18 protein-coding genes are annotated in these 18,365 nt (G+C 70.8%); 14 read left to right on the forward strand and 4 right to left on the reverse strand.

All coding sequences use genetic code 11. The features are described from left to right. Positions 1-114: 114 nt before the first annotated feature. The 8 genes from WMF45_RS10050 to WMF45_RS10085 all read left to right on the forward strand — a co-directional run bounded on the left by WMF45_RS10050 (position 115) and on the right by WMF45_RS10085 (position 7,867). Positions 115-441, forward strand: coding sequence for a TerB family tellurite resistance protein (locus WMF45_RS10050; protein ID WP_437551368.1), 327 nt, complete (start codon positions 115-117; stop codon positions 439-441). 115 nt (positions 442-556) lie between these two features. Next, positions 557-1,060, forward strand: coding sequence for a 5-(carboxyamino)imidazole ribonucleotide mutase (gene purE / locus WMF45_RS10055; RefSeq protein ID WP_173427451.1), 504 nt, complete (start codon positions 557-559; stop codon positions 1,058-1,060). Between the two features lie 55 nt (positions 1,061-1,115). Beyond that, a complete protein-coding gene (gene purK, locus WMF45_RS10060) occupies positions 1,116-2,306 on the forward strand; it encodes a 5-(carboxyamino)imidazole ribonucleotide synthase (RefSeq protein WP_437716697.1) in 1,191 nt (396 codons plus the stop codon). Positions 2,307-2,874: 568 nt separating this feature from the next. Beyond that, positions 2,875-4,254, forward strand: coding sequence for a DUF5050 domain-containing protein (locus WMF45_RS10065; RefSeq protein WP_437716698.1), 1,380 nt, complete (start codon positions 2,875-2,877; stop codon positions 4,252-4,254). Positions 4,255-4,473: 219 nt separating this feature from the next. Then, positions 4,474-5,187: a hypothetical protein gene (locus WMF45_RS10070; RefSeq protein WP_437716699.1), complete on the forward strand. Its 714-nt coding sequence runs from the start codon at positions 4,474-4,476 to the stop codon at positions 5,185-5,187. Beyond that, complete coding sequence (locus WMF45_RS10075) at positions 5,184-6,248, forward strand: hypothetical protein (protein ID WP_437716700.1); 1,065 nt, start codon at positions 5,184-5,186, stop codon at positions 6,246-6,248. The genes WMF45_RS10070 and WMF45_RS10075 overlap by 4 nt, the downstream gene beginning before the upstream one ends. Before the next feature lie 38 nt (positions 6,249-6,286). Continuing rightward, positions 6,287-7,267 (forward strand): hypothetical protein, encoded by a 981-nt coding sequence (locus tag WMF45_RS10080; protein ID WP_437716701.1) that lies wholly within the window; start codon positions 6,287-6,289, stop codon positions 7,265-7,267. A 96-nt stretch (positions 7,268-7,363) separates the two neighbouring features. Then, positions 7,364-7,867, forward strand: coding sequence for a hypothetical protein (locus WMF45_RS10085; protein WP_437716702.1), 504 nt, complete (start codon positions 7,364-7,366; stop codon positions 7,865-7,867). 33 nt (positions 7,868-7,900) lie between these two features. Here the strand turns inward: WMF45_RS10085 and WMF45_RS10090 are convergent, their stop codons facing one another. Further along, positions 7,901-8,470 carry a hypothetical protein gene (locus WMF45_RS10090; RefSeq protein WP_437716703.1) on the reverse strand — a complete coding sequence of 190 codons (570 nt, stop codon included), beginning with the start codon at positions 8,468-8,470 and terminating at the stop codon, positions 7,901-7,903. Between the two features lie 319 nt (positions 8,471-8,789). Between WMF45_RS10090 and WMF45_RS10095 the strand changes: the two genes are divergently transcribed. Beyond that, complete coding sequence (locus WMF45_RS10095; protein ID WP_437716704.1) at positions 8,790-9,194, forward strand: GFA family protein; 405 nt, start codon at positions 8,790-8,792, stop codon at positions 9,192-9,194. Positions 9,195-9,284: 90 nt separating this feature from the next. Here the strand turns inward: WMF45_RS10095 and WMF45_RS10100 are convergent, their stop codons facing one another. Both WMF45_RS10100 and WMF45_RS10105 read right to left on the reverse strand, forming a co-directional pair. Next, positions 9,285-10,922 (reverse strand): hypothetical protein, encoded by a 1,638-nt coding sequence (locus WMF45_RS10100; RefSeq protein ID WP_437716705.1) that lies wholly within the window; start codon positions 10,920-10,922, stop codon positions 9,285-9,287. A 148-nt stretch (positions 10,923-11,070) separates the two neighbouring features. After that, positions 11,071-12,219, reverse strand: a complete 1,149-nt coding sequence (locus WMF45_RS10105) for a multiheme c-type cytochrome (RefSeq protein WP_437716706.1) — start codon at positions 12,217-12,219, stop codon at positions 11,071-11,073. A gap of 523 nt (positions 12,220-12,742) precedes the next feature. Here WMF45_RS10105 and WMF45_RS10110 point away from each other — a divergent pair. Then, complete coding sequence (locus tag WMF45_RS10110; protein ID WP_437716707.1) at positions 12,743-13,408, forward strand: hypothetical protein; 666 nt, start codon at positions 12,743-12,745, stop codon at positions 13,406-13,408. 12 nt (positions 13,409-13,420) lie between these two features. Here the strand turns inward: WMF45_RS10110 and WMF45_RS10115 are convergent, their stop codons facing one another. After that, positions 13,421-14,401 carry a 2-dehydropantoate 2-reductase gene (locus WMF45_RS10115; protein WP_437719516.1) on the reverse strand — a complete coding sequence of 327 codons (981 nt, stop codon included), beginning with the start codon at positions 14,399-14,401 and terminating at the stop codon, positions 13,421-13,423. A 216-nt stretch (positions 14,402-14,617) separates the two neighbouring features. Between WMF45_RS10115 and WMF45_RS10120 the strand changes: the two genes are divergently transcribed. From WMF45_RS10120 to WMF45_RS10135, 4 genes are all read left to right on the forward strand, one after another. Next, a complete protein-coding gene (locus tag WMF45_RS10120) occupies positions 14,618-15,892 on the forward strand; it encodes an SMP-30/gluconolactonase/LRE family protein (RefSeq protein WP_437716708.1) in 1,275 nt (424 codons plus the stop codon). 323 nt (positions 15,893-16,215) lie between these two features. Next, complete coding sequence (locus WMF45_RS10125; RefSeq protein WP_437551392.1) at positions 16,216-16,521, forward strand: DUF6922 domain-containing protein; 306 nt, start codon at positions 16,216-16,218, stop codon at positions 16,519-16,521. Next, positions 16,467-16,838 (forward strand): hypothetical protein, encoded by a 372-nt coding sequence (locus WMF45_RS10130; protein ID WP_437716709.1) that lies wholly within the window; start codon positions 16,467-16,469, stop codon positions 16,836-16,838. Before WMF45_RS10125 ends, WMF45_RS10130 begins: the two co-directional genes overlap by 55 nt. 119 nt (positions 16,839-16,957) lie before the next feature. Further along, positions 16,958-18,364 (forward strand): hypothetical protein, encoded by a 1,407-nt coding sequence (locus tag WMF45_RS10135; protein ID WP_437716710.1) that lies wholly within the window; start codon positions 16,958-16,960, stop codon positions 18,362-18,364. Position 18,365: the final 1 nt, after the last annotated feature.

The following is an 18,365-nucleotide window of genomic DNA, read 5'->3' on the forward strand; positions in this document are numbered from 1 at the left end:
CGGAACAGGCGCCCGGGCGGGGGCCAGCGCGCCGGAACCGGGAATCCCCCTACGGCGCGCGGCTCGCTGATTTCCACACAAAACGCTGGCGGATCCGGGCTAGAGTCCCCGCCCATGCTCGACAAGCTTTCTCGCGAAGAACGCCTCCAGCTGATGCGGTTCATCTGTTCGTTCGCCTGGGCCGACCTCCAGGTGCGCGATCAGGAGCGCGAGTTCGTGCGCAAGATGATCCTGCGGCTCCACCTGGACGCGGAGGAAGCCAAGCAGGTGCGCGGCTGGCTCGAGGTGCCGCCTGCGGCCGACGACGTGGATCCGATGAAGATCCCGCGCGCGCACCGGCAGCTCTTCCTGAACGCCGCGCGCGAGATGATCTCGTCCGACGGCGAGATCGGCGAGGAAGAGCGCGAGAGCCTGAGCCTCCTGGATCAGCTCACGCGCTGACGCGGGCGGGGGGGCGACGGATGACGGACGACGGATGGACGATGAGCCGGTGAGCGGTGGAACGATGAGCACGATGGCGCAGGGAGGGGCCGGCGAGGGCCGGACCCCGGCGGAAATGGGAGCGAGCTCGGCCGAGAAGCCCTGGGTCGGCGTGATCATGGGCGGCAAGAGCGACTACGAGCACCTCGCCGTCACGAGCGAGCTGCTCACGCAGCTCGGCATCCCGCACGAGGTGCGCGTCGTCTCGGCGCACCGCACGCCGGACCGGATGTTCGAGTACGCGAGCACGGCCGCGGAGCGCGGGATCGAGGTGATCATCGCCGCCGCCGGCGGCGCCGCGCACCTGCCCGGGATGGTCGCCGCGAAGACGGTGCTGCCGGTCATCGGCGTGCCCATCCCCGCCACGGCGCTGAACGGGATGGACGCGCTGCTCTCGATCGTCCAGATGCCGAAGGGCGTCCCCGTCGCCACGATGGCGATCGGCAAGCCCGGGGCGGCCAACGCGGCCCTGTTCGCGGCGGCGGTCCTGTCGGGCAAGCACCCGGAGCTCCGCGAGCGCCTCGCCGCCTTCCGCGGCGCCCAGGAGGCGGCGGTGCTACGCGATTCGGTCATCGTCTAGCTCGTCAGGCCTCGTCGGGCCTCGTCTCGCTCCCCCTCGTACAGGTCCTCCGGAAATGCCCATCGCTCCCGGCTCTACGCTCGGTATCCTCGGTGGCGGCCAGCTCGGCCGCATGACGGCGCTGGCCGCCCGCACGCTCGGGTACAAGGTCCACGCCCTCGACCCTGACCCGGACTGCCCGGCCCGGTCGGTGCTCGATCGCTGCATCGTCGCCTCGTTCGACGACGTGGCGCAGGCGGCCGAGCTCGCGTCGCAGTGCGACGTGGTGACGCTCGAGATCGAGAAGGTCGCCACGGACGGCCTCGTCGCCGCCGCCCGGTTCGCGCCGGTGCGCCCGTCGGCCGACGTGCTGGCCATGGTGCAGGACCGCGGCGTCCAGAAGGGCTGGCTCTCGCGCAACGGCTTCCCGGTGGGGCCCTTCCGCGAGGTCGCGACGAGCGAGCAGCTCCTCGAGGCGACGCGCGCCATGGGCGGGGCGTGCTTCGTGAAGTCGTGCGTGGGCGGGTACGACGGCCGCGGCCAGCTGCGGCTCTCGGGAGACACGTCGCCAGGCGGCGCCGGCGGTCTCGAGGGCGAGGCCGCGTCGCTCTTCGCGTCGCTCGGCGGGCAGCGCTGCGTGGTCGAGCAGGCGCTCGACCTCGAGGCCGAGCTGTCGGTGCTCGTCGCGCGGAGCCCGAGCGGCAAGCTCGCGGTCTACCCGCCGGCGCTGAACCACCACGTCGACCAGATCCTCGACTGGTCGCTGCTGCCGGGCCCGCTCTCGGCCGCGGTGACGGGGCAGGCGGTCCAGATCGCCCTCGACCTCGCGGTCGGCCTGCGCGTCGAGGGGCTGCTCGTCGTCGAGCTCTTCCTGCTCAAGGACGGCCGCCTGCTCATCAACGAGCTCGCCCCGCGGCCCCACAACAGCTACCACGCCTCCGAGGTCGCCTGCGCGACGAGCCAGTTCGAGCAGGCGGTCCGCGCCGTGTGCGACCTGCCGCTCGGCTCGGTCGAGATCGTCCGCCCCGCGGCGATCCTCAACCTGCTCGGCGACGTGTGGCTCGACGGCGCGCCGCCGCCGTTCGAGGCCGCGCTGGAGATCCCGGGCGTCCGGCTCCACCTCTACGGCAAGCGGGTCGCCCGCCCCGGCCGCAAGATGGGCCACCTCTCCGCCACGGGCCGCACGCCGGAGGAGGCGCTCGTCGCCGCGAAGCTCGCGATGGCCCGGCTCTCGGCGCAGGCCGGGCTGCCGCTCCCCGGGCGCTGACACGCCGCCGGCGGGCCTCCGCCGGCGCACGACGCTCCCCACGGCTGCCCCACGGTGGCGCGACGCGCGCCGCGCCATCACGTCGACGGTCGACGGACTCGTCCCGTTCGCGTCGATTCATGAGCCGTCGCTGAGCCGCGGCGCAACTGCATGTTCGGGACGGCCCTGGAGGGTAGGGAGGTGTGTTCTCGCGTGCTCAGGTTCGGCGTCGCCGGCCGCGTGACCGGCGTCTGGGCGCGACGGCCACGCCGCGGCCGCGCGCAGCGATCTCGGCGGATTCAATGGTCTTGAGCGCTCGTGCGGAGACCCATCACTGTGTCTTCGTCAACATGGTCAGCGCACGCTGGCCGGGGCGGAATCACGCGCACTGGCTATCGGGACGAAACATCGATACAGGATGCATTTGATCTGAATACGCGCCCTGGAATTCGACGAATATCTCGCACAGAGGCGCCGTTGTGGCATGTTCGATTCTTAACAGGTCACGACCGTGGAGACTCCGGCCGTGGCCCTGCTTGCAACCCTGTCCATCTTGGGCGGCGGTGACCGCCCGAGGAGGAGCAAGTCGATGAAAAGAACCTCATTCATGGTGTTGGCGTGCGTGTCGTGCGGGCTGGGCAGCGTGTCGTGCGGGGGGGCGGACGCGGGCGACGACGCCACGCACGAGACGGAGCCCCAGTTCGCTGTCGACGCTCAGGGCGGGGTCTTCACCGGGGATGATGGATTCAAGATCGAAGTGCCGCCGGGGGCGGTCAGCGCGGCGACGGAGCTCACCATCGAGAATATCGAGGACGCCCGCGAGGGCGCGGTAGGTCCCACGTACCGCCTCGGTCCGGAGGGGCAGACGTTCGCCAAGCCGATCAAGCTCACGCTGCCGATCACCGTGGAGCTCGAGGCGGAGCTCGGGGAGAATACCGTCCTCGATGCCTACGGCTTCTCCGCGCCGACGGGCTCCGACGTCTTCACGCCGCTCGAGCGTCACGAGGCCTCTGCCGCGGAGCTCATCACGGAGACCACCTCCGTGGGCACCTTCTACGCCGGGATGATCCCGGCGGGGGTGATGGCGAGCCAGCACGCCTACCCGATGGCGCTCGCCGCCGACGACACCTACCTCTACTTCGCGAGCGGCGGCACCGAGTCCACCGCGCCCGCGGACTCGAACGACGGCTACATCTATCGCGTCATGCCGGGCACGACCGAGGTGGAGGCGATGACCCCCGCGGATCCGGACCCCAAGGCGCTGTGGGTCAACGCCTCCCACGTGTACTGGGCGAGCGGCGGAGACAACGATCCGATCATCCCTTCGGCGCTCAAGCGCGTCGACAAATCGACCCTGGAGATGGAGACGCTTGTCGAGATCGGCTACGTGCTGAGCGTCATCGGCGACGAGTCGTCCGTCTATTTCGGCGATGGCGACGGACACAACATCTACAAGATGCCGCTCGACGGCGGCGAGCCCGTCGTGCTCGCCGCCGACGCCGGGGCGCCGGAGCACCTGGCGCAGGACGCCGCGAATATCTACTGGACCGGCGGCGCCACGACGAACAAGGTCTACAAGGTGGCGAAGTCGGGCGGGGACGTGACGGTCGTCGCCGAGAACGAGGGAGAGCCGGCCGGGATCGCGGTGGACGCGCAGTTCGTCTACTGGGCCAACACCGGTGACGGCGGCGTGTTCAAGGCGCCGATCGGCGGAGGGGCGAAGACGCTGATCTACCAGGGGGGCTCGATGGGGGGGCTGGCCCTCAGGGGCTCGACGCTCTTCTCGACGGACATGAGCCGGAACCGCAGCGTCCAGGCCCATGATCTCGTGAAGAACAAGACCACCGTGCTCGCGCTCGGCCAGCACTTCGCCTGGCGCATCATCGCCCCGGAAGGTCAGGACGTGTTCTGGACCAACGGCGGTGACTACCGCTTCGAAGGCGAGATCGTGTCCTATAGCGCTCCTTGAGCGCATGTCCGGCGGCGATGCGGGGCAGCAGGACAGCAGGGGCGAACGCAGCGGGGGAGCCTGTTCGCCCTCACCGCATTGCACCCACGTGGATCGAGAGCGCATGGCGAGCGCTCCCGAGTCCGCTCGCCAGGGCGCGCGGCGCAGCCCCGCTGCGCCGGTGTCGGCTGCTTTACGCGTTGACCGTGTCCGGCGTCCTGGCGTAGTTCTTCTCCTTCGATGCAGATCACCCTCCCGAGGGCCCGGCTCCAGGTCGCGCTGCTCGCCGTGATGGCGGTGATCGCGGGCGCCGGGCTCGCCGTCGAGGTGCTCAAGCCGCTCCTCCACCTGAGGAGCCAGAGCGGTGTCGTCCCGTTGTTCTCGCTGAGCTACGAACAGAATGTGCCCACGTGGTACACCTCGTCACTGCTGTTCGTGTGCTCACTCACGCTCGCTGTCATTGCCGCCGGCGCCCGACGCACGGGCAAGTTCGTGAAGCACTGGTGGGGGCTCTCCGCGGCGTTCCTCTACATCTCGCTCGACGAGGTGGTCGAGATCCATGAAGCGGCGAGCTCCTGGCTCGATCTGGGCGGGGTCCTGTACTTCAGCTGGGTGATCCCGGCGGCCGCCGCGGTGGCGGCGTTCGTGGTCGCATACCTCCGGTTCCTCTCGCACCTCCCGCGAGATACGCGGAATCGATTCCTCCTCTCGGGCGGGATCTATGTCACCGGGGCCCTCGTCCTGGAGCTGCCCCTCGGGTACTGGACCGAGCGGGCCGGGAGCGACAACCTGATCTACGCGCTCATCGACTTCGTGGAGGAGTCGATGGAGATGCTCGGCGTGAATCTCTTCCTGCTGTCGCTCGTCGATCACCTCGCCGTGCAGGGATGGACGATCGGCTTCTCGCCAGCAGCACCGGAGCCGCGGCCCGCGGCGGCCCCGCGTCCCGCATGAGCGCACGGGCCGAGCCCGCGTCCGCTGCGCTGCTCGGTGTGGGCCGGGCCGCGTACATCGTCGGCCCCTTGTATGACTGGGCCTTCTTCCTGCTCCCGCCGCTCGTCGCGCTCGCCGCGGGCGCCCTGATCGCGGGGACGCCGTTCGCCGACGCGAGGTTCAGGCTTCACGGGGAGAAGGTCACGTGGGCGGGGCTCTTCATCGGCACGCTCATCCACGGCCACCTCGCCGCGGTGCTCCTCCGGAGCCACGGCAACGCGGACATCTTCCGGCGGCACCGCCTCCGCTTCCTCGTGGCGCCGGTCGCCCTGTTCGCCGCGATGATGCTGTCCATGTGGGCCGTCGCCTGCGTGTCGGTCCTCGTTGTGTTCTGGGACGTCTACCACTCGGCGCTCCAGACCTTCGGCCTCGGGCGCATCTACGACGCGCGCGCGGGGAACGCGCCGGCGCTCGGCCGCCGGCTGGATCTGTGGCTCAACCTCGTCCTCTATGCCGGCCCCATCCTGGGCGGCGCGACGATGCTCCTCCACTTCCAGAGCTTCGACGCCTTCGAGGGCGTGGGCCCCGCCTTCTTCACCGCCGTCCCTGCGCTGATGACGTCGAGCCACCGCGTCATCAGCTGGGCCGTCATCGCCGCGGGCACGTCGTACCTGCTCTATTACGCGCTCGCTTACCGAGGGATGGTCCGGCGGGGGTATCGGGTGTCGTTCCCCAAGGTGTGGCTGCTCGTGAGCACGGGTCTCTGCTCGATCTACACGTGGGGTTTCAACCCCTGGGGACAGGCCTTCTTCATCATGAACCTGTTCCACGCCGTGCAGTACCTGGCGCTCGTCTGGTGGTCGGAGGGCGGCCGCCTCCGCCGCCGGCTGCGCCTCGACGCGCTCCGGGCCGGAACGCCGGTCGCGGTGGCGGTCTTCCTCGCGGGCGTCCTTGTGTACGGGGTCTGGGCCGAGCTCGCGCCGGCGGAGGACCGCGCGCTGTGGTCGATCACGCAGACCGTCGCGCTGATGCACTTCTGGTACGACGGATTCATCTGGTCCGTGACGCGCAAGCAGGTATGAGGCGATCGCGCCTTCAAGGTGTCACCAGAGAGGGGTGTATGCGAATCCAACGTTGTCTCCGGTCCATGGTCGTCGCGCTCGGGGTCTCCTCCGCGGCGCTCGTCTCGCCCGCTTGCAGCAAGTCGCCGCAGATCACGGCGGAGAGCATCGAGGACAACTGGGCGCTGACGGAGCAGCACGAGCCCGGGTCCGTCGTCATGACGGTGGCCCAGGACGGGCAGGTCACGGCGCTGGTGAAGGATCGCGACGGCAAGCCCATCGCGGCGGACGTGTCGGGCAGCGTCTCGGTCAAGGCGCCTGGCAAGGGCGGAGCCCCCATGAGCGCGGCGCTCGTGCCGGAGGCCAAGTCGGGGGGCGTGCTGCTCGCCAAGCTCCCGCCGCTCGAGGACGACCTGACCGAGGTCAGCTACGAGCTCAAGGTGAAGGGCGAGCCGTTCAAGGGGGTGCTGCACGTGCCGCGCGGCGGGACCCGGGAGCTCCAGGAGAGCGCCAGGGAGCACCAGACCACCCAGCTCGACGGGACCAAGGGGCCGAACGGGGGCGTGCTCCAGCCGGTCGGAGACGACATCGTGGAGATCGTCGCCGACAAGGAGAGCGGCGATCTGCGCGTGTACGTGCTGGATCTCAACCTCAAGCCGGTGCCGATCGGCGAGCGCGAGATCAAGCTCGCGATCCAGACGGCGTCGGGGCCGGACGTCATCGTGCTCGCGCCTGGGCCCGATCGGCTCTACTTCACCGGCAAGCTCAACGTGAAGGTCAATCCGACCAAGGTCACGGTGGTGCTCAAGGAAGGCGGGCACACGCACGTGGTCCTCTGCGGTTACCGTCCAGGCGCGGTGATCGTGGTCGGCCCGAGCGCGCCCGTGATCGGCATCCTGGTGGCGACCACGTGGGCCGTGAAGGTCGACGTCAGGCCGACGGTGGTGGTGCACGACGACGATGACGACGACGGCCGGGTCCTCGTCATCCACAAGCACAAGCACAAGGGCAAGGGGAAGGGCAGGGGGCACTGGAAATGACGGGGGAGGAGAGCGCCGCGCTCGGACGGGGCGCGCCGACGCGGTAAGGTGGCGGCGCGGCGCGCCCGCGCCTCAGCCGACGGAAAGCCCTCTCCCATGATCGAAGCGCCCGAGCTCCCCGACCTCTCCCCCGACGATTGCCACCCCAGGGCGGCCGCTGCCCTCGCCGACCCGTTCTTCTGGTCGCTCACCGACGAGACCGCTCCGTTCGGCAACGAGACCGCGCACGAGACCCTCACCGCCTTCCGCGACTTCCGCGACGAGCACCCGAAGAAGAGCCCGATCGAGCTGCTCGACGAGCTCCTCGAGCGCTGGGAGGTCGGCAATGCCGGCTGGGACGCCGTGGAAGCGGCCGAGGTCGAGGCGCTCGGCGAAGAGGACGAGTACGGCCTGCTCACCCGCGACGAGGCGATCCTCGCCCTGGCCTTCAGCCAGATCGTCGTCGAGGGCAGGCTCGATCCGGAGGTCCGCCGCCGCGCGCTGCTGGCGCTGGCCCGGCAGGCGCTCCCCGCGCTGCTCAGCGCCTACGAGGGGCGCGCCCTGGAGAGGGCGCTGCGGATCGACCGGATGAGAAGCGTCCTCTCTGCTCGCTGGGATTAGGTAAGCGCCTCGGCGCCCCTGCGGCGCCGAGGGCTACGGGAGCGCCCAGTCCTGCGCGTCCTGTCGGCACGCAGACCCGCAGTCTTCGCCGTTCGGGTACCAGGTCCGGTACGCGGGGGTGAAGCTCCGCTCTCCGAGGAGCGCGCCGTCCCGGCGCACGACGACGTCGACGCGCGCCGGCGTGCCACGAATCGCGAGCTGCTGCGTGAACTGCCCGGGGGCCGGGACGCAGCTCTGGGAGACGGCGTCGCCGTGCTTCGTCTCCGTGCAGATGCTCACCGCATTGACCGAGACACTGACGCTCGGGCTGCACTGGACGAACACGCCGCTGCCGCCGACGCTCGACGTGTTCGTCCAGCTGTAGGCGCACGACACGGCGTTGCCGTCCACCGCGAGCTCCAGCGTGTACTCTCCCGCTGCCCAGCTCTTGTTCGCCGTCGCGGCGGTGATGGTGAAGGCGTCGCTACAGGCCATCTCGGTGCATTGCTTCTGGTTCAGGATGCAGCCGGGCATGGCGGAGACCATGGCGAATCCGGCGGCGAGCGCGGCGGTCGTGCGCACGCAGGAGCCGAGCGGGACGAGGGAAAAAAGAGATAAGGTCATGGATCCATCCTCTCTCCGGCGGGACCGCCGTGGATGGAGGCGCTGGCGAAGCAACGCGTAGACCACCTGCGCGGGCGCAAGAAGCCGGCGCTCCTGACGCCTTGTGCCGGGCGCCCCGCCGAGCGGCATGACAGGCGTGTCAGGGCAACGAACCCGCGGCTCGGCTGAAGGACGCCCGGGCGCCGCGGGCGCGGCGCGCCTCCAGACCGCGCGGCGGCGCTTCGAAGGGGGCTCCCGCCGGCGCGGATTCGGGTACCGTCAGACCTTCAGGCGGTCGAGCGTTCGAACGTGAACGCCTGTCCTGCCAGGAGGTTTGCGCATGAAGAAGACCTATACAGGGAGCTGCCACTGCGGCGCGGTCCGCTTCGAGGCCGACATCGACCTGAGCGCTGGAACCAACAAGTGCAACTGCTCTATCTGCACCAAGACGAGAAACTGGAACGTGATCCTCAAGCCGGACGCGTTCCGGTTGCTCGCGGGTGAGGACGCGCTGAGCGACTACCAGTTCGGCATGAAGGCCGGGCACCACCTGTTCTGTCGACACTGCGGCGTCCGCTCGTTCGGGCGCGGATATGTCGAGGCGATCGGCGGCGACTATGTGGCGGTCCAGCTCGCTTCGCTGGACGACGTGGATCTCGCCGAGCTCGTCTCCGCGCCGATCCGGTTCGCCGACGGACGCAACAACGACTGGGGCGCGCCACCGGCAGAGACCCGGCACCTGTGAACGGCGCCGCCGCTGGCTGCGGCGGACGGAGGCCCATCGACGGAGGCGCCGCCGCACGCCGGCGCCCCGGCCGCGCCGTCTTCACCCGTCTTACTTCGCGACCTCTCCCGTCTTCAGATCCAGCTTGAGCTCCCGCACCACCTCCGGCGTGGCGCACACGATCTGCGGCGTCGAGCCCTGCACATCGGTCTTGATCCGCTCCTCCAATTTCTTGGCGAGATCCCAGGTCGGCACGAACGCGGCGAAGAAGCGCTGTCCCATGTCGCGCGTCACCACGAAGCGCGCCGGCGAGAACTCCGTGCGTCCCTTGAGCGCCTTGCGCGTCAGCGGGAAGTCGTAGTCGTCCGGCGCCGTCTTGCTGAACGTGTAGAGCACCACGAGGTTCTGCGGGCACTTCGGCCCGCCGGGCCTGGGCAAGGTCCGGTTCTCCCTGGGCTTCGGCGGCGGCCCCTTCTGGAGCTGGATGCTCCCGGGCGCCGCACCCGCGGCCTCGCCGGCGCCGCCGTGCTTCAGGATCGCCCCGCCGGCCGCGACCCACACCGCCCCGTCGCTCCCCACGGCCACGTCGCGGGCCTTCACCCCGTCCGGCAGCGGCGCCTGCTCCCAGGCATCTCCCTTGCGCGCGAACAGCGCGCCGTCCGCGAGCGCCCACAGCGTCCCGTCCGGCGCCGCCGACGCCGTGAGCACGCGCGCGCCCTTCGCCGGAGGGTCGATCTTCTTCGCCTGCCCGCCCTGGTAGCGGAGCACACCCCCGTCCACGATCCACGCCTCGCCGTCGCCGGGGCCCGGCAGGATCAGCTTGCGCACATCGTCGGCCTTCTCATCGAACGGCGCCGGGATGGGCAGGATGGTCGAGCGTTTCTCGCCCGGCTTCCAGACCTCCAGGGCGCTCTCCCCTTTGCAGTCGAGCCCGTAGCTCAGCGCGGTCCCATCGCGCGTCGCCCCGAATGCCTCCGGGCGGACCTCGGTCTCCGAGTAACGCGATGCCCCTTCGAAGTCGAACCCGCGGCACTCTCCCTTCCTGGGCGCCGGCGTGATCGTCAGTCCCACCCTGGGCCCGCGCAGCGTGACGAACCTCGAGGGCCCGATCATCGTCGGCCCCACCAGCCCCACGAGCGAGCTGCCCATGCTCGCCACCCCGGTGAACCACTGCCCCGCGTCGCTCACGCGCTGCACCCAGCCCTTCGCCCCCAGCACGTGGTGCTCGGCGACGCCGGTGCGGCCCGTCGTGCCCGTCGCGATCAGGTCGAGCTGGTCGGGATAGCGCCCGTGGACGCCGATCACGGACACCCACCACCCCGGCAGGTGCAGCCGCTTCGGGAACTCGATCTTCCCGTCCTTCAGCACGCCGACGGCGGCGGCCACGGCCTCCTGCTCCCCCTCGATCACCGTCCGGTTGGAGGTCGACACGAGCAGCGCCCCCTCCACCGGGTGAAGCAGCAGCTCGACCTCCTCCGGGATCTGCGCCACCGGCGCGAACGCCGACTTCGGCGGCGGCGCCGGCTTCGCCGCCTCGTCCGCCTTCACCCCGCCCGCCGCGCCTGCGGTGCTCGATGTGCCCGCCGTGCCTGCCGCGCCTGCCGCGCCTGCCGCGCCTGCCGCGCCCGGCCCCTGCGCCGCGGCCTCCGCGCGCGGCCCGTCCGCGGCCTGCGGCGCAGGCGCAGGTCCGCACCCTGCCATCGCCATCACGAGCCCGCCCAGCCCCCACCACGTCCTTCGCCCGATCATCGCTCGTCCTCCTCCAGGCACGGCCGCGCCGGACCGCCGCGCCGCGCTCCCGTGCTCTCATCCTCGACACGCCGGCTGCCCGGCCGCTCATCCCCCCGGACCGCTCGCCACGCCGGGCTGCTTCCCCTCGCGCCGATCCCTCGTTCGCTCATGGCGCGAGCCTCCCCGACGCGACCCGGATCTCGCCCTCGATCTCCGCGTCGCGCAGGTCCACCCCGCTCGGGTGCGCCACCCGCTGGTAGGCCACCTGCCACGCGATCGCGCGCCCCTCGCCGGCGGCCCCGACGTCGAGCTCCACCGTCACGGGCTCCGCGTGCACCCGATCGTCGGCCACGAGCTTCCGCCCGATCGCCCCGGGCCGCAGCGCGAAGTGCCGCGTCAGGTAGCGCGCCTCCTGCCCCAGCACCAGCTCGTCGGGCCCGAGCGCCTCGGCCGACACCTCGAGCCTCCGGAACAGATCCCCCGTCGGGAACGCGTGCCCCGCGTTCGCGGGCGCGAGCGTCACCGCCACGCGCGTCGCCGAGAGGCGCCGCGCCGTCACCGCCACGGCGCTCCGCACGAGCGCCTCGTCACGCGATCCCGCGAACCCGTGGCCGCGCCGCCCCCCCGGCCCGCGGGGCATGTGGCACGCCGCGCAGGGCTGGTCCGCGGCCGGCGACGCGCGGTGCTCGATGACGGTCGACTGCATCAGCTCCGCGGCGGACCGCCCTCGCGCCGTGGGGAACGCGAACTCGTGGCAGGCCGCGCACGCGTCCGCGCCCCCGAACCGCGCGTCCCGGATCACCGCGTGCGGCGCCGCCGGCGGCGCCCCGCGCCCCGCCCACGGCGCCGCGAGCACCGGCGCCACCGCCTGCCTCGCGAGCTCGCCCTCGGCGTCGCCCGTCACGTGGCACGTCACGCACCCCACGCCGAGCGCCCCGATCGCCTCCGGCTCCGGCTCCTCCGGCCTCGCCTCGGGCGCGTGACAGGCCCGGCAGAACGGCATCGGCTCGATCGCGAACGCCCGCCGGTAGGCCGGCTCTGTGTTCGCCCGGTGGTGGAGCGACGCGCGCCACTCCCGCGCCACCTCCTCGTGGCACCCCTCGCAGGCCTGGTTCGCGCTCACCGCCGCCTCGAGCCGCGCCCGCGCCGGCCTCGGCATGGGCACCCGCGCCGCCTCCGGGGCTCCAGGCAGCGCGCTGCCGGCCGGCGCCTCGACGTCGCCCGTGGGCCGCGCGGGCGCGTCCGGCGCGGCAGCGCACGCGCCCGTGAGGGCGCCCGCGATCAGCAAGCCGAGGCCAGGTACACAGCGCTGCACAGCGAAGATTGCAGCTACAACACCCCCGACGCTGCGTCACCTCCGAGGCATCCGCGCGACGCCGGCCGCTCCGCCGCCATGTCCGCCGGCCCAGGCGGCGCGGGCGTGACCCGACCCAGGTTGAGCGTGCCGAGCCACGTCGGGATGGCGCAGGTCCGGGTGGCGAGGGCAGCTACAACGTTACTACCCAGCTTCGGCGCCAGAGGCCGCGGCCCTGTCTGGAACAACGATCACGTTGAAACCCGGAGAATTTTCACAGGGAGGCGGGGAGGAAGAAAAAATGAAGTTCTCCCTCTTGCCGTCTCTCGCTCCCCGCCTCCCCGTCTCCCTGTGAAATTCCTGCTCTTTCTCGTGGTCTCAACCCGTTTGTCTCTCTAGGGCTGCCAGATGCAAGCGCACCGCTTCAGCGTCGAGTGTACTACGCACTCGGTCGTACGGACAAGGATGGCACTGGGCGAGACCGTGCGTCGCCGCAGGCGGCGCGGCGCTGTAAGATCCCGCGGGCTCTCGTGTTTCCATGCCCATGCACGCGCTTGCTCTGCTCCTGTGTCCCCTGATGCTCCTCGCCACGGCCTGCGCCGCCAGGGGGCCCGACCCGGCGGATCCCCCTCACCCGGGCGCTGACAACCCCTGCGCGCCGGGGGGAACGCCGCGGCCTCCCCGCGAGCACGTGGTGGCCACAACGGTCACGCCGGACGGCCAGATCGTCGACTGGATCCCGATCGAGTCCCAGACGCCGGACGGCAAGATCGCCACGCCTCCCGCGGGGCCGACGGGCCCGGAGGGAGCCAGTCCCGCGCCGCCGGCGAGCCCGGACGGCGCTGCGCCGGCGCGGTCTCCGGCGGCGGCCACCGTTCAGCTCGGGCCGAGCGGCCCGGCCGGCACGGTCCCGGTGCTGCGCCCCCGGCGGCCGCAGTGCGACTGCTTGCCCGGGTATGTCCAGCAAGCCGACGGCTCGTGCGCCGCGCTCGAGTCGCGCTGCTCGGGCGAGGGAGGGATGGCGTCGAGCAAGTCGTTCACGACCTGCTGCCCGGGTCTCACGCCCATCGCGAGCATGGCGCGGGTCGACGGTGCGTGCGTGACCACGGCGCCCGACGCGCACCTCTGCGTGAAATGCGGCGATGGCGCCTGTGGCGCGGGTGAGAACGACTGCAATTGCCCGGGCGACTGCGGTGGAGCCCGGCCCTGAGCGACGTTTGGATCATCCGGTATACAGGCCGCGCGTGCGGCCGCACAGGCGCACGAGGCCGAGCAAGCCGTCGATGGTCGGCGTCGGTACGCCGGTCAGCTTGCCGATCTCGTGGACCACGGTCACCAGCGCGTCGATCTCCAGCGACTTGCCTGCTTCCGCGTCCTGAAGCATCGATGTCTTGAACGCGCCGAGCCTGCGCGTGACCTCCATCCGGTCTTCTCCGCTCTGCGCGATCGGGCAACCGATCCTCTCGCCGATCGCCGCCGCTTCCTGCATCGCCTGAAGGCAGAAGCCGCGCACCAGCGGATCGTCCAGTATCCGATCGCACGTCGCACCGGTGAGCACCGACACCGGGTTCATCGTCATGTTGCCCCACAGCTTGTACCAGATGTCGGTCCGGATATGGGCGCTGGCCTCGGCCTGGAAGCCGGCGCGCTTCAGCAGCTTGACCAGCGCGACCACCCGGTCCGAAGGTCCGCCGGCCGGCTCGCCGACGAGCAGGCGGTTGCCGGGGCCGACGCGCACCATCCCGGGTTCCGGGCTGGAACCCGACAGATGCACGACGCAGCCGACCACCTGGCGGAGCCGGATGGCGCGCGGCACGACGTCGCCCGGGTCGAGCGACTGGAGCCGGGCGCCGGCATACGGCACGTTCTCGGGCGCGAAGAACCACCACGGCACGCCGTTCATCGCGGGGACGACGATCGTGTCCTCGCGGAGCAGCGGACCGATGCGCGCGGCGACGTCGGCCAGCGCGGTGGCCTTGACCGCGATGATCACGACGTCCTGCGCGCCGAGCGCGGCCGGATCCTCTGCAGCGCGGATCGGCACGCGGGTGATTTCTCCCTCGCCTTGCAGCAGCAGGCCGCGCTTCTGCAAGGCGGCGAGGTTCTCTCCGCGCGCGACGGCGCTGACGTCGCAGCCGGCCGTGGCCAGCCGGGCGCCGAGCAAACCACCGATGGATCCGAAGCCGTAAACAGCAATTTTCATGATGTGCCTGCATCCTATCGTCGCGGACCGCCGGTTGCCTCCTCGCCCGCCGCCGCCGTTCACGGCGCACCGCGTTGCGACGGTCCTTGGCCTGCGGAGCGCGCGTTTGAGGCGCCGTGCCGCTCGGGCACCTGGCCCTTGCGGCGCGAGGCGAGCTGACGAAGATGAGCGTGCCCTATCGGCACACCATCCGGGGGCGCTTGGAGGCACTTACTTATGAAGGTCAGGTACTCGCTCGTCGTTTCTTGGATCGTGTTCGCTGCGGCGAACGGCTGTGGCGGTGGCGACGACCCGCTCGAGTCGGAGGGCGGGGGCGGATCTTCCAGCGGCTCTGGGGCTGGCGGGTCGAGCGGCTCCACGGGCAGCGTGGGGGCCACGAGCTCCAGCGGCACCAGCGCGGGCAGCGTGGGGGCGAGCAGCGCCGCGGCGACGAGCGGCAGCGGGGGCGACGCGACGGGGAGTGGCAGCGGCAGTGGCAGCGGCAGCGGCAGCGGCAGCGGCAGTGGCAGTGGCAGCGGCAGCGGCAGCGGCAGCGGCAGCGGCAGCGGCAGCGGCAGCGGCGGCGCCGGGGCGGGCGGCGCCGGGGCGGGCGGCGGTGACGACGTGTCGGTCGTCTGCCCGGGCGGCCCGTACGCGGCCGATCCGGTGCCGGCGAACGGCATGGCGCAGCTGGTGAGAGGGGGGTTCACGTACGTCGAGGGCCCGGTCTGGGTCGCCGAGCTCGGGGCGCTGTTCTTCTCGGAGATCGACCTGCGGGCGCAGAACTCTCCGCCCCTCAACGGTCCAAAGGCGAAGATCCAGAGGCTCACGCCGCCGGGCGCGTTCGAGGTGTTCCTCGAGAACAGCGGGACGAACGGGCTGAGCCTCCACAGCGACGGGAACCTCATCGCATGTACCCACGACACGCGCAGCATCTCCGTGTTCGATCTCGGCACGAAGGCGCGGCGCGAGGTCGCCGGGTCGTACATGGGCAAGCGGTTCAGCTCCCCGAACGATGTCGTCGTGCGGAGCGACGGCAACGTCTACTTCAGCGATCCCGCTTTTCAGCTCAGCAGCGGCTGGCCGGAGCTGCCGACAGCTGCTTACCGCGTGTCCCCGTCCGGCGCGGTGAGCCTCATCGGCACGCTGGAGACCCCCAACGGTGTCGCGCTCTCGCCGGACGAGAGCGTGCTGTACGTGACCGAGTTCACCCCCGGCCGGATCCGTCGCTATACGCTGAGCGCCGACGGAGCGCCCGGCGCCTCGTCCGATTTCGCCGCGAACCTGCCGAATGCCGACGGAATGGGTGTCGACTGCGCGGGCAATGTCTACATCGCGTGGCGTGAGGGCATCGAGATCGTCGCGCCGAGCGGCGCGAGCCTCGGCAAGATCACGGGGTTGGGCGAGGTGTCGAACGTCGCGTTCGGCGGGGCCGATCGAAAGACCCTTTACATCACGGCGGGCGCGTCGCTCTATGCGATGGAGATGAACATCCCCGGATACCCCTACTGAACCTCGCTGGACGCAGACCGCCGGTGCTCGGCCGCGCCGGCGCTTTGGCCGCGAGCGTCCAGCGGCTTGTCGTCGTGCGCGAGCATGAAGTCCAGGAAATCCGCGATGGATTCACCGAAGCGGAACACCCCGCGGGCGACAGCGCTTGACCGGTCTGGCGGTCCGGCTCAGGTCGATGTTGGGCAGATTCGTCCGTGGGGGGAGCCACGACCGACCGGCGTTCGAATTTCTACGCGGACAGAGGCGGGTGGATTCCGGCAGCCCGCGCGAAAGCTGAGCGGCAGCGGCTTCCTGGCGGGGCTCCAGGTGCGGTAAACTGGGGCATGGCGAAGGTGCCGGAGAGATTCCGCTGGGTGTTCTGGGACGTCGACGCGAAGGCACTCGATACAGTGACGGGCCAGGACTACATCATCCCGCGAGTTCTCGAGTTCGGTCGGCTGGAGGAGGTGCGCTGGCTCATCCGGACGTACGGAATGAACGGAATTCACCGATTTTTGCGGGAACTCGGGCACCCCGAATTGAGTGGGCGGACGCTCGCGTTCTGGCGGGCAGTACTAAAAGCGGAGGGTGAAGTGTGGGCAAGTCCACCGGATTGGCGAAGGAGCAGAGCCGCGCCCTGGGTCGACTGAAGAACATCCCCGGGATCGAGCGGTTCTATCTGGCCGGGGGGACGGCCGTCGCAGTGCATCTACGCCACCGTCGGTCGCTGGACCTCGACTTGTTCAGCATTCCCGCGGACGTCGATCTGACGATGCTCGCCCAGGAGGTTCGGGTTGTGGTGCCCGATCTGCAGGTGATAAGCATGACCGATGCGGCGTTGCGGCTACTGGTGGGTGGCGTCCCAGTGGATATCGTAAGGTATCCTTATGGTCTGCTCGAGGCGCCAACGCCCGGACCGGAAGCGTTTCCCATGGCAGGGGTGCGGGACCTGGAACCACCGCCGTGATACGAGGTGCCTGCGCTGAAGCGGAGGCAGGGAACTGCCCGACAATCCGCTGCTGCCGGCGGCGCTGCGCGCCGCGGCTGACCGACAGGACGATGATCGAGGGACTCGAGCCGGTGTGCATGGGAGTGGTTGTCGCAGAGGTGCTCGCCGCGCAGCATATCGAGCGCGACGCCGAAAGCAGCCTCGACGCGGCGCTCGCCCTGGCGACCACGCTGCATGCACCGGGGCAGCGTGAGCGCTACCGGCGTCTGCTCGATTGCGCGATCGAGCAGGCGGCTCGCGCGCTGGCCGCCGCCGAGCAGGAGCGCGCTGCCCTCCAGGAACATGAGGTCGCCGCGGGAAGAGAGCGAATCCTCGCGACGGCGATGGGCGCCCATTCGACGCTGGCAAGGGCTCACGCGGCGCGGGCGGCAGACGCGCTCCACGGCGCGGGCCAGCTCTCGTTGAGCGCGCAGCGCGCGCCGACGCGCGACGCCTGCGACGACGGCTGGCGGCGCGTGGAGGCGATCGTGGCCGGCGCAGAGGCCTCGGCGCGCGCGGCCGCCATCAGCGCATCAGAGATCGAGGGCGGCTCTCCGCGGTCAAAGGTCGCCCGCGCGGCGCGCGCGGCGGCTCACGAGGCCGAGAACGCCGCCCGCGCGGCGCGCAGGATCATCGAGGAGCGAAACCACGCGTATACATTCCACACGGACGGCGGCTTCTCGTTCGGCGAGGGGTGGTACGTCGCCGCGGCCGCCGTCCTCGCGGGCGCGGCGATCCAGGTCGAGCCAGGCAAACCGGGGACACCGCAAGCAGAGGCGTTTCTCCGCGATGCAGGCCTGAGCGATCACCTTCAGGCGTACCGCTCGCGCCCCCGCGCGGTGAAGCAGACGACGGAGATCGTCGCGCGCGCCTTCAAGGAAGATCCGTCCTCCGCCCAAGGGACGCTCCGCGCGGCGTTTCTGGCGGACGCGCCGATTCCGGGACCCGTGATCGCCTGGGTCGATCGCAGGCTCGCGGAAGCGCGGGAGGGAGCGTCAGGCCGGAAGAAGGTGCTGCTCTGGATCCGCGAGGGTGTCCACCACCCGCACCGCAACACGACGCTCGCCGAGCTGCTCGAGCTGACAGACCTCGTTCAACGCACGGGGCTCGTGCCTGTGCTGACCGGCGACGCGCTTCGAGACGCGCGGGTCCCCGAGGGCGCGATCGACATGACGCTCTTCTGGAAGGACCCCACTTTCCGGCAGCTCGACATGCGCCGGGCGCAGCTGCAGTTCTTCGAGCACTTGAAGCGAACGCACGGCCTCGTCGGCCAGCTCGGCGTCACGACCGCAGGCATGGATGGGCCCGCGCTCATGGGGCTCCCCACGATGTACCTCACCGAGGCGTCGAACGTGCGTATGCGGGAGTGGGTCGGCGCGGTGCCGGGATACCAGGAGATCGTGCGCGAGGAGGGATATCTAGAGCGCGTCCGCCGTGTGTTGTCCGAATGGGCGGCGGCTCCGTTTTCGGGAAAGTTCACAGAAGGGCGGGGAGGCGGGGAGTAGA

The sequence above is a fragment of the Sorangium sp. So ce448 genome, from assembly GCF_051520915.1.
GTDB lineage: Bacteria > Myxococcota_A > Polyangia > Polyangiales > Polyangiaceae > Sorangium > Sorangium cellulosum_B.